We start from the raw sequence: 13,098 nt of genomic DNA, 5'->3' as shown, positions 1-13,098 counted from the left end.
ATTTCGTTATGACCATTACGTACAACTATATAATGAAATATCAAATCGAAAGGTAAGATACTAATGACAAAAGTTTTTCCTTCTTTATTATCAGCTGATTTTTTAAATTTAAAAGAAGAATTATCAAAATTAGAAGAAAGCGGTATTGACGCGTTACATTTTGATGTCATGGATGGCCAGTTCGTCCCTAATATTTCAATCGGTTTCCCAGTGCTTGAAGCGATTCGTGCGGCTACGGATTTACCGATTGATGCACACTTGATGATTGAAACACCGAATGACTATGTCGAAGCGTTTGCGGAAAAAGGTGTGAACAAAATTTCGGTGCATTTAGAAGGCAATCCACATATTCATCGCGTGATTCAAAATATTAAAAAGCATGGTGTTGAAGCGGGTGTTGTCATTAATCCTGGGACACCTGTACATGCATTAGATGCGTTGATTGAAGATGTGGATTTCGTGTTAGTGATGTCAGTGAATCCAGGTTTTGGTGGGCAAGCATTTCTCCCATCTGCTGTTGATAAAATTAAACAGTTAGATGAAATCAGAAAAAATCGTCAACTTAACTTTAAAATTGAAGTTGACGGTGGCATCAATGATCAAACAGCGAAACAAGTTGTGGATGCAGGAGCGGATTGGTTGGTCGCAGGTTCATATTTCTTTGGCCAAGCAGACTATAAAGAAGCGAACCAACGTTTAAAAGGTGAATTATAATGACCGATCAAACGGTGTGCTTGCTTTGTAGTGATCGTGAATTGCCAGCAGCATTGTTCGATACAAGGCGTCATCAAACATGGGGTGGCGTGGATAGAGGCACGATGGTTTTATTGCAACACAATATCACACCTATCTTTGCGGTAGGCGATTTTGATTCGATTTCAGAAAGTGAACGTGAATGGTTGCAAACACAGTTGGATATTAATCCTGTACCCGCTGAAAAAGCCGATACTGACTTAGCCCTTGCTGTGCGCACTGCAGTGGAACAAGGATATCGCCACATTCAAATTTTTGGTGCAACAGGTGGGCGTTTAGATCATTTTATGGGCGCCATGCAATTACTGCAACATCCTGATTTTGAAACGGTTCGTATTCAACTGATTGATCGACAAAACGAAATCGAGTATTTAACTGAGGGACAGCATGTATTACAAAACGATCCAACTTATCGATACGTTTCGTTTATGCAAGGCACTGATGAAGTGGTGCTGTCGTTAAAAGGATTTAAATATGCGTTATGTGAGCAGCAGTTGAATCGAGGCGAAACATTAACGGTTTCCAATGAATTTGATGCGGAACAAGGAGAGGTCATTATTCACCAAGGCGGCGTCTATTTCATGAGAAGTCGAGATATGTAAAGAGGATACCAATTAAAACGATTAAGAGATTGCCATAACGGTGATCTCTTTTTATTTATTAACTGAGTGATTATTGTTAATGCGTCATTATATGAATCAGGGAGAAACGTATTCATCTATCTATTTCATCAATGTTGATAAAGAAATATTTTTTCATTTATATGATGACCGAGGATTGATTGTGGTGTTTAATCATTCAGATGATTTTGAAGCATTTAAGCAAAAGCATGAGGAATTAGAATTTGAGATCTATACTGAATAGGAAGTCTAGTAATTTTTAAAACGAGACTGGTACCTTAAGTTTTCTCAGTCCCTTTATCGAATATTGAATGTAAATAAATGAAAATAAAAAAACAGGTCTCCCACATAAAGACCTGTTTTTTATTTCACTATATGTTGTTAATTATACGCGAGTAACTTTACCTGATTTTAAAGCACGAGTTGAAACCCAAACTTTTTTAGGTTTACCATCAACAAGGATTCTAACTTTTTGTAAGTTAGCATTCCAACGACGTTTAGTTGAGTTTAACGCGTGTGAACGTCTGTTGCCTGTTGAAGCTTTACGTCCTGTTACGAAACATTCTTTACCCATCATCGTACCTCCTTTAAGAAATACAAATACACATTTCTACTACATACTAACGTAATATACCACAATAGCCATTGACATGCAATAAAAAGTTAGGTTAATTTTCATAAATCACTTTTGGTGTTTTGCACTTTCTGATATAATTTGAAATTGTGATTGACTAAAATGTGAGAAAAAGTTGTGATATACCATGCGTATGTTGGCAACGACTTGTCAGATATAGTAATATAATATTATTAGAAATTAGAGTGTTTTAAACGAGAGACAATCCATTTTAACAGATGTAAAGATAGAAGATATATTAGAGTGAATTTGTAAACTAGGAGGCGAAAATAATGGCTTTAGAAATTACAAATGATTACGGAAGTATCGATATCTCAAATGAAGTTATCGCGTCTATTGTAGGCGGTAAAGCTGTAGAGTGTTACGGTATTGTGGGCATGGCGTCACGTCAACAAGTAAGAGACGGTATTGCTGAAATTTTAGGACATGAGAACTACGCGAAAGGAATCGTAGTAAGAGAAGAAAATGGTGTGTTAGATGTAGATATGCACATTATTGTATCTTACGGTGTCAAAATTTCAGAAGTTGCGCAAAACGTACAATCGACTGTGAAATATACTTTAGAAAATACATTAAAACTTAAAGTCAACTCTGTGAATATTTTTGTTCAGGGCGTGCGCTTTAATAATGACGGGAAAGACAAATAGGAGGATATTTGCATGATAACGAAAATCAACGGTAATCTATTTGCCGACATGATTATACAAGGGGCACAAAATTTATCAAACAATGCTGACATGGTAGATGCATTAAATGTATACCCAGTACCTGACGGGGACACAGGTACAAACATGAATTTGTCAATGACTTCTGGACGTGAAGAAGTACAGGCACACTTGACTGCACATATTGGGGACTTAGGTAGAGCTTTTTCTAAAGGATTATTGATGGGCGCACGTGGAAATTCAGGTGTGATTCTCTCTCAAATTTTCCGTGGTTTTTCAAAAGCATTAGAAGATAAAGAAGAAATTGATGCGAAACAATTTGCGGAAAGTTTTGAAGCAGGTGTTAAAACAGCATATAAAGCTGTCATGAAACCAGTGGAAGGGACGATTTTAACTGTCGCTAAAGATGCCGGTGCAGCAGCAGTCGAAAAAGCACAAGAAACAGACGACTGTTTGGAAGTGATGGCGTACGTTTATGAAGCAGCACAGCAGTCACTTGAAAATACACCTAATTTATTACCGGTCCTGAAAGAAGTGGGCGTCGTTGATAGCGGCGGTAAAGGACTCACATTAGTTTATGAAGGTTTTCTTAAAGCGATGAAAGGCGAAAAAATTGTCGCAGAAGCACCGAAAGTCGATCGTGAAGCATTCTTTAATGATGAACACGACTTCCACGGTGTGATTGATACTGAAGATATCGTCTATGGCTATTGTACAGAAATGATGGTGCGTTTCGAAGCGGATAAAGCACCATTTGATGAAGCAGATTTCAGACAAGAAATGAGCCAGTTCGGGGATTCACTTCTTGTGATTAGTGATGACGAAATCGTGAAAGTCCATGTTCATACAGAAACGCCAGGTGAGGTATTTTCATTTGGTCAAAAGTATGGCGAATTGATTAAAGTGAAAGCTGAAAATATGCGTGAACAGCATCGTGAAGTTTTACGTAAAGAAGCAGCACATCAAACGAAAACAAAAGATACAAATGATGTAACAAAAACTGTAGAAACAGCGGTCATTACCATTTCAATGGGCGACGGCATTACAAAGCTGTTTAAATCCATGGGTGCGACGCATGTGATTAGTGGTGGACAAACGATGAACCCATCAACTGAAGACATCGTTAAAGTGATTCAAGACAGTGGTTGTAAACGTGCGATTATTTTACCAAATAATAAAAACATTCAAATGGCGAGTCAACAAGCTGCTGATATCGTTGAAGCTGAAACAATCATTATTCCGACACGTACTGTGCCACAAGGTATTGCGGCGATGTTCCACTACGATGAAAGTGCGGACTTAGCGACAAACGAAGAAGCGATGACTGCTGCCATCGATGACGTACAATCAGGTGCGATGACGTATGCTGTCAGAGATACAAAAATTGATGGTATCGAAATTGAAAAAGATGCTTTCATGGGACTTGTAGAAGATAAAATCATCGCAAGTGACCGAGACAAGCAAATCGTATTGAAAGAAACTTTAAAACATATGTTAAATGAAGAAAGTGAAATTTTAACAATTATCACCGGTGAAGAAGCAGACAGTGATTTAACAGACTGGATTGAATCATTTGTAGGTGAGCACTATGAAGACGTAGAAGTTGAAGTTCAAGACGGTCAACAACCGATTTATCCATACTTATTTGCAGTAGAATAATGTTTTATTGATAGAACGCTAAAAAGCATCAGACGACGTATTATCGTTGTTTGATGCTTTTTAGAGTGCTGTTGGGGGTTTCAACTTAAGGTGATTCATTTGAGATTGCTGTTAACAGATTGACGAACTTTACACTCGCGTTCCCAGGGGCTGCCCTTTCAACTAACCAACGCTTTGAGTTGATATCACATTTGTAGTAGCGTTGGTGGATTTTCCAGGGCAGCTTATCCCTCGGGAGTCTCGGTAAGTTCTTGCAATCTGAGGTGAGTGGAACAAACTGTTACAATGATATTGCAACAGTCAAATTTAATAAAGCTCAAACATAAATTACCTCACGATAGTGGGGAGAAAATGTTGTGTATTGGCTGCTATTTTGTCATTGCAGTTGATGTTTTCTACATTTGAGTAAATGGTATATGTATCCTAGAAATAAATTTTTGATATGAACTAAAATACCTTAAAAGTACTAAAGGTATTGTAACAGTATGAATCATAAACGACTGATGTATCAATATTCAACTAAGTTCAAAAACACAAATAATAAAAGTACATAAGCACAAAAATTTAAAATCAACAAAAATTACAATCTAAACAGAACATTGATATAATAAAGAGACACATTTGATGGTCAAAAACGGGGGGAGCAAAAAATGAAATATAAAAGCGTATTTGATATTATCGGACCAACGATGGTAGGCCCGTCATCTTCACATACAGCAGGTGCAGTCAGAATCGGACTTGTCGCTAGAGACTTATTCGGCAAACAACCTGAACGGGCAGACATCTATTTATACGGTTCATTTATGGAAACATATAAAGGGCACGGGACTGACGTCGCATTAGTCGGTGGATTACTCGGCTATGATACAGATGATGATCGTATTGAAACAAGTCTCGAAACTGCAAATGAGGCTGGTATGCGTGTGCACTTTATTGAAATGAGTGAGGAACGTTCGCATCCGAATACAGCGATTATCGATATGACAGATGGAGAAAAAAATATTTCTGTCGAAGGTGTATCAATTGGTGGCGGTAAAATAGAAATTGTCGCGATTAACGGTTTTCCATTGGCTATTAGTGGTAACTATCCGACGTTACTTGTGTTCCATCAAGATACTTTCGGAACAATCGGGAAAGTTGCGAATATTTTAGGTGATGACGGTATCAATGTCGGCAGCATGCAAGTGTCACGAAAAGAAAAAGGTGATCAAGCATTAATGACGTGTGAACTGGACGATGAAGTGAATGATAAGATTTTAGATTCAATTCGACAAGTTCCAGGTGTCGTAACAGTTTCGTTGATGGGGGATAATTAATGATGACAGACGTGAAAATGTTTAAAAGTGTAAAAGAATTAATTGCGAGATGTGAAGCAGAGAATAAAGCGATTCATGAAGTGATGTTAGAGCAAGAAATGGCTGTAACGGGCATGACAGCTGAAGAAGTCTACACACATATGGATCATAATTTACAAACGATGGAAAATGCATTGGATGAAGGCTTAGCAGGTGTGACTTCTAAGACAGGGCTCACAGGTGGCGATGCCGTCTTAATGAAACAATACATCGAAAGTGGTCAGTCATTAGCCGGCAATTTAGTGTTAGATGCAGTGAGTAAAGCAGTTGCGACGAATGAAGTGAATGCAGCGATGGGTAAAATTTGTGCAACACCTACTGCCGGTTCTGCTGGCGTTGTTCCTGGAGTTTTATTTTCGCTTAAAAATAGATTACAATTAAACCGTCAAGATATGTTGAACTTTCTACTGACGTCAGGCGCTTTCGGATTTGTTGTGGCGAATAATGCTTCTATTTCTGGCGCGGCTGGCGGTTGTCAGGCAGAAGTCGGTTCAGCGAGTGCAATGGCTGCAGCGGCGATTGTTGAAGCAGCTGGAGGTACACCACAACAATCGGCAGAAGGTTTTGCGATTTGTCTTAAAAATATGTTAGGTCTCGTATGTGATCCTGTCGCAGGCCTAGTCGAAGTACCATGTGTAAAACGTAATGCAGCAGGTGCGTCTAACGCGATTGTGTCAGCGGATATGGCACTAGCGGGTATTACATCACGTATTCCAACAGATGAAGTTATTGATGCGATGTATAAAATTGGTCAAACAATGCCATCTGCTTTACGTGAAACAGGTCGCGGTGGCTTAGCGGGTACACCAACAGGTCAGCGATTAAAACAACAGATTTTTGGTGATTAATAATGACAAAATTAAACCTCATTGAAAATCCTTATGCGCTTAAGGACATCAAAGGGTTAGGCCCAAAACGATTGGCTATTTTAAATGAAATGAATATCCATACCATTCAAGATTTAGTCCTTTATTTGCCGACGCGTTATGAAGATAATACGTTGGTTGATTTGACGACGGCTGAAGATGAATCCAATGTGACAGTTCGCGGGGAAGTTTATTCGACCCCCACTGTCGCTTTTTTTGGAAGAAATCGTTCTAAATTGACGGTTCATTTAATGATTAATGGGATTGCGGTGAAAGCTGTATTTTTCAACCAACCGTATTTGAAAAACAAAATTCAATTACATGAAACGGTCGTGATTAAAGGAAAATGGTCTCGACGTAAACAAGAAATTAATGGTCAGAAAATGTTTTTTGATCTGTCACAGTTAGCGGATGCACAGTTTACTCCCGTCTATCGTGTGAAAGAAGGATTAAAGCAAAAAACATTACGGGACATGATTCAGCAAACCTTGAATGACATTACGATTCATGAATGGTTGCCGGCAGAGATGCGTGAACAATATAAATTAGAAACTCTGCATGATACGCTCCATGCATTACATGAAGCGAAAGACCAGCAATCCTTATTACGCGCGCGACGGACATTTGCTTTTACTGAATTTTTTATGTTTGAGCTTCGTATGCAGTGGTTGAATCGTATGGAAAAGATGTCAGAAGAAGCGATAGAAGTGCAATACGATATTCAACAAGTTAAAGCGTTTATTGAGACGTTGCCTTTCGAACTGACAGAAGGCCAAAAACAGAGTGTAAATGAAATTTTTCGGGATTTGAAAGCGCCGATACGGATGCATCGTTTATTACAAGGTGATGTAGGATCAGGGAAAACCGTCGTTGCGGCGATTTGTATGTATGCGATGAAAACGGCGGGATATCAATCTGCATTGATGGTACCGACAGAGATTTTAGCGGAACAGCATGCGGAAAGCTTAGTCGGATTATTTGGACCTTATATGAATGTGGCGTTGTTAACAGGATCAGTCAAAGGGAAGAAGCGCCAGTTACTGCTCGAACAACTTGCAAATGGTGAAATTGATTGCTTAATCGGCACACATGCACTCATTCAAGATGATGTAGCATTCCATAATGTCGGGCTTGTGATTACGGACGAACAACATCGCTTTGGAGTGCAGCAACGTCAAAAATTACGTGAAAAAGGAGCGCTCAGTAATGTCCTCTTCATGACAGCGACGCCTATTCCGAGAACACTCGCCATTTCTGTGTTTGGTGAAATGGACGTGTCATCGATTAAAAGTTTGCCTAAAGGGCGTAAACCGATTGAAACATACTGGGTGAAACATGAACAGTACGCCCAAGTGATTGAACATATGGAACGTGAATTGCAACAAGGGAGACAGGCGTATGTGATTTCACCGCTGATCGAAAGCTCGGAACATTTAGAAGACGTGCAAAATGCGATTGAACTTTATGAAAATCTGCAAGCTGCGTTACCACACCGCCGTATCGGTTTGTTGCATGGGAAAATGAGCGCGGACGAAAAAGATGATGTGATGCATCGTTATAGTGCGCATGAACTTGATGTCCTCGTCGCGACAACCGTAGTTGAAGTAGGTGTGAACGTACCGAATGCGACATTTATGATGATTTATGATGCGGATCGTTTCGGTTTGTCGACATTGCATCAATTGCGTGGTCGTGTCGGGCGAAGTGATTTTCAAAGTTATTGTGTGCTCATTGCTTCTCCTAAGACCGAAACAGGTATTGAGCGGATGCAAATTATGACACAAACGACAGATGGCTTTGAATTAAGTGAGAAAGATTTAGAAATGCGAGGACCTGGTGATTTCTTTGGTGTGAAACAAAGCGGTTTGCCTGACTTTTTAGTAGGGAACTTGGTCGAGGATTATCGCATGTTAGAAGTAGCAAGAGATGAAGCGGCGAAATTAATGCAATCGGGCGCATTTTTTACGGATGAATATGAACGATTGCGGACGTTTATAGAGGATAAAGTGTTGTATCAAAGCTTTGATTAATTTTGAGGGGAACTGCGACATAAAAACTTGAGCTTTCTAAATTGTTATATTTTAATCGAATGCTCCTCATTGATAACCATTCTGAATTTCGGAATTGGCATTTTGGGCTCGCGTTCTTAGGGGATGCCTCAACTCAATTCGGCTTGATTGAAGTGTACACTGGATAAAAGCCGAATTGGATTTAGGGAGCAGTAAAGAAATCTCATGTGGAACAAAGATTTCTTTACTGCCCCCGCAAGGCTGACTAGGGGATGGGATATAATCATTATTGGTGCTATGGATGCAGTATTTTGTTTAACTTGCCCTCCCTATGATTTGTGGCTTCTGATTGCCCTTATGACTTCGCGTTCCCAGGACTTGCCTCAACTAAATTTGGCTTGATTGAAGTGTACACTGGATGGAAGCCAAATTGGATTTTCGGGAGCAGTACAGAAATCTCATGTGAAACAAAGATTTCGTTGTACTGCCCCCGCAAGGCTGACTAGACTTCTCAAAAGCACAAGCATTGAGAAGTCAGACAGCTACTGCGATAAACAGTAGCCACTATCAAAGTTAATTGACGTTATTTTGTTTTTAACTTCATCCCTCGGGAGTCTCAGCCTCTGGGCAATCTTGCATCAAATGCAGTCACCTGGGGATAGTTTATAAAATGGAGACATGCCCATAACATCCAATAATGACGTCCCATTCATCCTCATTTGTGGCTGTTTGATCATCATTAATTGCTATATGTCCATAAAATGGATAAGGACTGGGAAAACTTAATGTCCCAGTCCCAGACAACTACTGCGTTAAACAGGAGCCTATATCAAAATTAAAAGACGACATTTTGTTTTTAACTATATCCCTCAAGAATCTCGCCCATTTAAGCAATTGAATATCAAAAACTTTTATCCCCAGTCCATCTCTACTGGGTTTATCATTCAATATAAATTTTCATTTCTCCGAGGCAAGAATTAAAAATAATGATGGTCTGTTCCTATCAAAAAGTCAGGCCAGCTATATATGAATGAAGCATGAAATCATTTTGAACTGTGCTGTAAACATGTTAAAATGAAATGGAGTCAATTAAGACTTGGTACTAAATTTGGGTGGCGATGATGTGAAAAAGACGAAAGATGAAAGACGTACACTGATTGAAACTACCATCCAGCAAAATCCATTTATTACAGATCAAGCTTTAAGTGACATGTTTGAAGTGAGTATCCAGACGATACGCCTCGATCGAAGTCAGTTACATATTCCTGAACTTCGAGAACGTGTTAAAAATGTAGCAAAAGATCAATATCAAAACATTAGTGCCCTTGAAGATCAAGACATTATTGGAGATATCGTATCTTTAGAGCCAAATTTAGCAGGAAAGTCGATTATGACCATTTCGAAAAAAGATGTCTTTACGAGAAATGCGATTGCGCGTGGGCATGTGTTGTTTGCGCAAGCGAATTCATTATGTGTGGCCATTGTGAAACACGCATCCGTATTGACGAAAGAAAGTCATATCCACTTTGTCAAACCTGTCCAATTGGGCGATGTTGTTGTTGCAGAAGCGGAAGTCCAATTTCATGATGATAAATATTATGAAATGAGTGTGACGTCATTTGTTGCACAGGAAAAAGTCTTTGAAGGTCTATTTAAAATGTATTACATAAGCGAGGATGAATAAGATGGTAAAACTAGCTATAGATATGATGGGTGGCGACGATGCTCCCCACATCGTACTTGAAGCTGTTGAAAAAGCGGTTCAAGATTTCGATGATTTAGAAATTATTCTTTTCGGAGATGAAAAGCAATGTCATTTGAACCATCCAAGAGTTGAAATACGTCATACGACTGAAGAGATTTCAATGGAAGATGAGCCAGTACGTGCAATCAAACGTAAAAAAGATAGTTCGATGGTTCGGATGGCTGAAGCAGTGAAAAATGGAGAAGCAGACGGATGTGTTTCAGCAGGTAACACAGGTGCGCTCATGTCGGCAGGCTTGTTTATTGTCGGACGTTTGCCAGGTGTTGCCCGACCGGCGCTAGTCGTTACTTTGCCAACAGTCAGTGGTAAAGGTGTCGTATTTTTAGATGTCGGTGCCAATGCAGATGCGAAAGCGGATCATTTATATCAAAATGCGGTGCTCGGTCATATTTATGCGCAAAAGCTAAGAGGCATTGCAGAACCGAGAGTGGCATTACTGAACATTGGGACAGAAGATAAAAAAGGGAATAGCTTAACAAAAGAAGCATTTCGTTTAATGTCTGAAACGGACCAATTCAAATTTACTGGCAATATTGAAGCGAAATCGATTATGGAAGATGAAGCGGATGTTATTGTGACAGATGGCTTTACAGGTAATATTGTATTGAAAAACTTAGAAGGTACTGCAAAATCATTTGGTAAAATCTTAAAAAATGATTTATTATCGAGCCTTAAAAATAAATTAGCAGCACTTGTTGTGAAAAACGATATTAAACGTATCGCGAAACAATTAGATTACTCCGAATATGGCGGTTCAGTGCTGTTAGGTTTAGATGGGATTGTCGTGAAAGCACACGGCAGTTCAAATGCAAAAGCGTTTTACTCAGCGATTCGTCAAGCGAAAATAGCGGGTGAAACGAAAATTGTAGAAAATATGAGAGCAAAGGTAGGCGACTCTGATGAGTAAAACCGTGTTGATGTTTCCTGGACAAGGGGCACAAAAAGTAGGCATGGCACAAGATTTGTATCAACAAGATGAAGCAGCGACAAAAATTTTAGAGTCAGCTACTGAACAAATGCCTTTTAACTTACTTGAGACAATGTTTGAAGATCCGAATCAAGTGTTAGGACAAACTGAAAATACACAACCTGCATTGTTAACCCATAGCATCGCACTTTATGCTGCAATGGGTCAACCGACTGCGGATTATACGATTGGTCATAGTTTAGGTGAATATTCGAGCCTAGTGATGAGCGGTGTTTTAAAATTTGAAGATGCCGTACAAATCGTGCGTAAACGCGGTGAATTAATGGCACAAGCGTTTCCAAATGGTGTCGGCGGTATGGCTGCTGTATTAGGTTTATCATTTGATGAAGTGAAAGCCATTTGTGATCAAATCTCAACAGAAGATGCAGTGGTAGAACCTGCTAATATTAATGCACCAGGACAAATTGTGGTGTCAGGACACAAAGTTGCTGTGGATCGTTTAGTCAGTGAAGGGAAATCACTCGGTGCGAAACGTGTTATGCCGTTAGACGTATCAGGACCATTTCACTCGTCGATGATGCAAGTCATTGAAGACGAATTTAAAACGTATATCGATCAATTTGAGTGGCATGATGCGACAACACCAGTCGTGCAAAATGTTCACGCAAGACCTGAAACAGACGCAGAAACGATTAAACAGCATATGGTGAAACAATTGTATTCGCCAGTGCAATTTATCGACTCTGTGCAATGGTTAATCGATCAAGGTGTGGATCATTTCATTGAAGTCGGTCCGAACAAAGTCTTATCAGGCTTAGTTAAAAAAATGAGTAGAGATGTGAAAATAACTTCGATTCAAACGCTCGAAGATGTAAAGGAATGGATTGGAAATGAGTAAAGTTGCATTAGTGACAGGTGCTTCACGTGGGATAGGCCGTAGTATTGCATTACAACTTGCAGAAGAAGGATACAATGTGGTTGTTAACTACGCGGGTAATCAAGAGAAAGCAGAAGCAGTCGTGGAAGAAATTAAAAGTAAAGGTGTCGAAAGTGTTGCCGTACAAGCGAATGTCGCCAATGGTGATGAAGTGAAAGCGATGATTAAAGATATCGTTAAAACTTTCGGTTCACTCGACGTTCTTGTGAACAATGCAGGTATTACACGAGACAATTTACTGATGAGAATGAAAGAACATGAGTGGGATGATGTCATTGACACTAACTTGAAAGGTGTCTTTAACTGCATCCAAAAAGTAACACCACAAATGTTAAAGCAACGTGCTGGACGCATTATCAACTTAACAAGTGTTGTCGGCGCAGTTGGGAACCCAGGTCAAATCAACTATGTGGCTTCAAAAGCAGGTGTGATTGGTATGACAAAAACGGCAGCGCGTGAATTGGCATCTCGTAACATTACTGTCAATGCCGTTGCGCCAGGCTTTATCGTTTCAGACATGACAGATGCGCTTAACGATGACTTAAAAGAAACAATGAAAACACAAATTCCATTAGGTCGTTTCGGTCAAGATACAGACATTGCGCACACTGTTGCATTTTTAGCTTCTGATAAAGCAGCATACATTACAGGTCAAACAATTCATGTCAATGGCGGTATGCACATGGAATAATCTCCATCAGGCATTAAAGGCGAAATCCTTGGATAACACTAAGAATTGAGTTTGATGGCTGTTTAAGGCATGTTAAATATGACATGAATGGCTTGAACTTCATTGAAATGGGTTGTATTTAAGCCGATAAAATGGCAAAATATAACAGTCGAGTATTTCAATTCGATAATCAAACGCGCAACATGCGTGACATAAAAAAGACATCATTTTTTAAGG

13 protein-coding genes are annotated in these 13,098 nt (G+C 39.4%); 12 read left to right on the top strand and 1 reads right to left on the bottom strand.

Translation table 11 applies throughout. From position 1 onward, the window contains the following. Positions 1-63 precede the first annotated feature (63 nt). The 3 genes from rpe (at position 64) to CD138_RS08390 (ending at position 1,617) form a co-directional block, all read left to right on the top strand. A complete protein-coding gene (rpe, locus tag CD138_RS08400) occupies positions 64-714 on the top strand; it encodes a ribulose-phosphate 3-epimerase (protein ID WP_019167375.1) in 651 nt (216 codons plus the stop codon). Next, the gene (locus tag CD138_RS08395; RefSeq protein ID WP_019167374.1) at positions 714-1,355 is read left to right on the top strand and encodes a thiamine diphosphokinase; all 642 of its coding nucleotides are present in this window, start codon (positions 714-716) and stop codon (positions 1,353-1,355) included. Before rpe ends, CD138_RS08395 begins: the two co-directional genes overlap by 1 nt. Positions 1,356-1,446: 91 nt before the next feature. Then, positions 1,447-1,617, top strand: a complete 171-nt coding sequence (locus tag CD138_RS08390; protein WP_162137359.1) for a DUF3885 domain-containing protein — start codon at positions 1,447-1,449, stop codon at positions 1,615-1,617. A 141-nt stretch (positions 1,618-1,758) separates the two neighbouring features. Here CD138_RS08390 and rpmB read toward each other — a convergent pair whose 3' ends face one another. Next, the gene (gene rpmB / locus CD138_RS08385) at positions 1,759-1,947 is read right to left on the bottom strand and encodes a 50S ribosomal protein L28 (RefSeq protein ID WP_014614133.1); all 189 of its coding nucleotides are present in this window, start codon (positions 1,945-1,947) and stop codon (positions 1,759-1,761) included. 332 nt (positions 1,948-2,279) lie between these two features. Here rpmB and CD138_RS08380 point away from each other — a divergent pair, with 332 nt between their 5' ends. The 9 genes from CD138_RS08380 to fabG all read left to right on the top strand — a co-directional run bounded on the left by CD138_RS08380 (position 2,280) and on the right by fabG (position 12,882). Then, positions 2,280-2,654: an Asp23/Gls24 family envelope stress response protein gene (locus CD138_RS08380; protein WP_019167372.1), complete on the top strand. Its 375-nt coding sequence runs from the start codon at positions 2,280-2,282 to the stop codon at positions 2,652-2,654. A 12-nt stretch (positions 2,655-2,666) separates the two neighbouring features. Beyond that, a complete protein-coding gene (gene fakA / locus CD138_RS08375) occupies positions 2,667-4,331 on the top strand; it encodes a fatty acid kinase catalytic subunit FakA (RefSeq protein ID WP_019167371.1) in 1,665 nt (554 codons plus the stop codon). Between the two features lie 650 nt (positions 4,332-4,981). Continuing rightward, positions 4,982-5,647, top strand: a complete 666-nt coding sequence (gene sdaAB / locus CD138_RS08370; RefSeq protein ID WP_019167370.1) for an L-serine ammonia-lyase, iron-sulfur-dependent subunit beta — start codon at positions 4,982-4,984, stop codon at positions 5,645-5,647. A 17-nt stretch (positions 5,648-5,664) separates the two neighbouring features. Then, a complete protein-coding gene (sdaAA, locus tag CD138_RS08365) occupies positions 5,665-6,534 on the top strand; it encodes an L-serine ammonia-lyase, iron-sulfur-dependent, subunit alpha (RefSeq protein WP_026066758.1) in 870 nt (289 codons plus the stop codon). Between the two features lie 2 nt (positions 6,535-6,536). Beyond that, positions 6,537-8,582 carry an ATP-dependent DNA helicase RecG gene (recG, locus tag CD138_RS08360; RefSeq protein WP_019167368.1) on the top strand — a complete coding sequence of 682 codons (2,046 nt, stop codon included), beginning with the start codon at positions 6,537-6,539 and terminating at the stop codon, positions 8,580-8,582. A gap of 1,102 nt (positions 8,583-9,684) precedes the next feature. Further along, positions 9,685-10,245, top strand: coding sequence for a transcription factor FapR (gene fapR / locus CD138_RS08355; protein WP_026066878.1), 561 nt, complete (start codon positions 9,685-9,687; stop codon positions 10,243-10,245). A gap of 1 nt (position 10,246) precedes the next feature. Further along, positions 10,247-11,233 carry a phosphate acyltransferase PlsX gene (gene plsX / locus CD138_RS08350; protein ID WP_019168925.1) on the top strand — a complete coding sequence of 329 codons (987 nt, stop codon included), beginning with the start codon at positions 10,247-10,249 and terminating at the stop codon, positions 11,231-11,233. Beyond that, positions 11,226-12,152: an ACP S-malonyltransferase gene (gene fabD, locus CD138_RS08345; RefSeq protein ID WP_019168924.1), complete on the top strand. Its 927-nt coding sequence runs from the start codon at positions 11,226-11,228 to the stop codon at positions 12,150-12,152. Before plsX ends, fabD begins: the two co-directional genes overlap by 8 nt. Continuing rightward, positions 12,145-12,882: a 3-oxoacyl-[acyl-carrier-protein] reductase gene (gene fabG / locus CD138_RS08340; protein WP_019168923.1), complete on the top strand. Its 738-nt coding sequence runs from the start codon at positions 12,145-12,147 to the stop codon at positions 12,880-12,882. Before fabD ends, fabG begins: the two co-directional genes overlap by 8 nt. The last annotated feature ends 216 nt before the right edge of the window (positions 12,883-13,098 follow it).

Source organism: Staphylococcus intermedius NCTC 11048 (genome assembly GCF_002902385.1).
GTDB classification, from domain to species: domain Bacteria; phylum Bacillota; class Bacilli; order Staphylococcales; family Staphylococcaceae; genus Staphylococcus; species Staphylococcus intermedius.
This window is presented reverse-complemented; position numbering and strand designations above follow the sequence as displayed.

Excerpts from the sequence above, each read along its gene's own strand:
- rpe (WP_019167375.1), top strand. The coding sequence starts at position 64 with ATGACAAAAGTTTTTCCTTCTTTATTATCAGCTGATTTTTTAAATTTA.
- CD138_RS08395 (WP_019167374.1), top strand. The coding sequence starts at position 714 with ATGACCGATCAAACGGTGTGCTTGCTTTGTAGTGATCGTGAATTGCCA.
- CD138_RS08390 (WP_162137359.1), top strand. The coding sequence starts at position 1,447 with ATGAATCAGGGAGAAACGTATTCATCTATCTATTTCATCAATGTTGAT.
- rpmB (WP_014614133.1), bottom strand. The coding sequence starts at position 1,947 with ATGGGTAAAGAATGTTTCGTAACAGGACGTAAAGCTTCAACAGGCAAC.
- CD138_RS08380 (WP_019167372.1), top strand. The coding sequence starts at position 2,280 with ATGGCTTTAGAAATTACAAATGATTACGGAAGTATCGATATCTCAAAT.
- fakA (WP_019167371.1), top strand. The coding sequence starts at position 2,667 with ATGATAACGAAAATCAACGGTAATCTATTTGCCGACATGATTATACAA.
- sdaAB (WP_019167370.1), top strand. The coding sequence starts at position 4,982 with ATGAAATATAAAAGCGTATTTGATATTATCGGACCAACGATGGTAGGC.
- sdaAA (WP_026066758.1), top strand. The coding sequence starts at position 5,665 with ATGTTTAAAAGTGTAAAAGAATTAATTGCGAGATGTGAAGCAGAGAAT.
- recG (WP_019167368.1), top strand. The coding sequence starts at position 6,537 with ATGACAAAATTAAACCTCATTGAAAATCCTTATGCGCTTAAGGACATC.
- plsX (WP_019168925.1), top strand. The coding sequence starts at position 10,247 with ATGGTAAAACTAGCTATAGATATGATGGGTGGCGACGATGCTCCCCAC.
- fabD (WP_019168924.1), top strand. The coding sequence starts at position 11,226 with ATGAGTAAAACCGTGTTGATGTTTCCTGGACAAGGGGCACAAAAAGTA.
- fabG (WP_019168923.1), top strand. The coding sequence starts at position 12,145 with ATGAGTAAAGTTGCATTAGTGACAGGTGCTTCACGTGGGATAGGCCGT.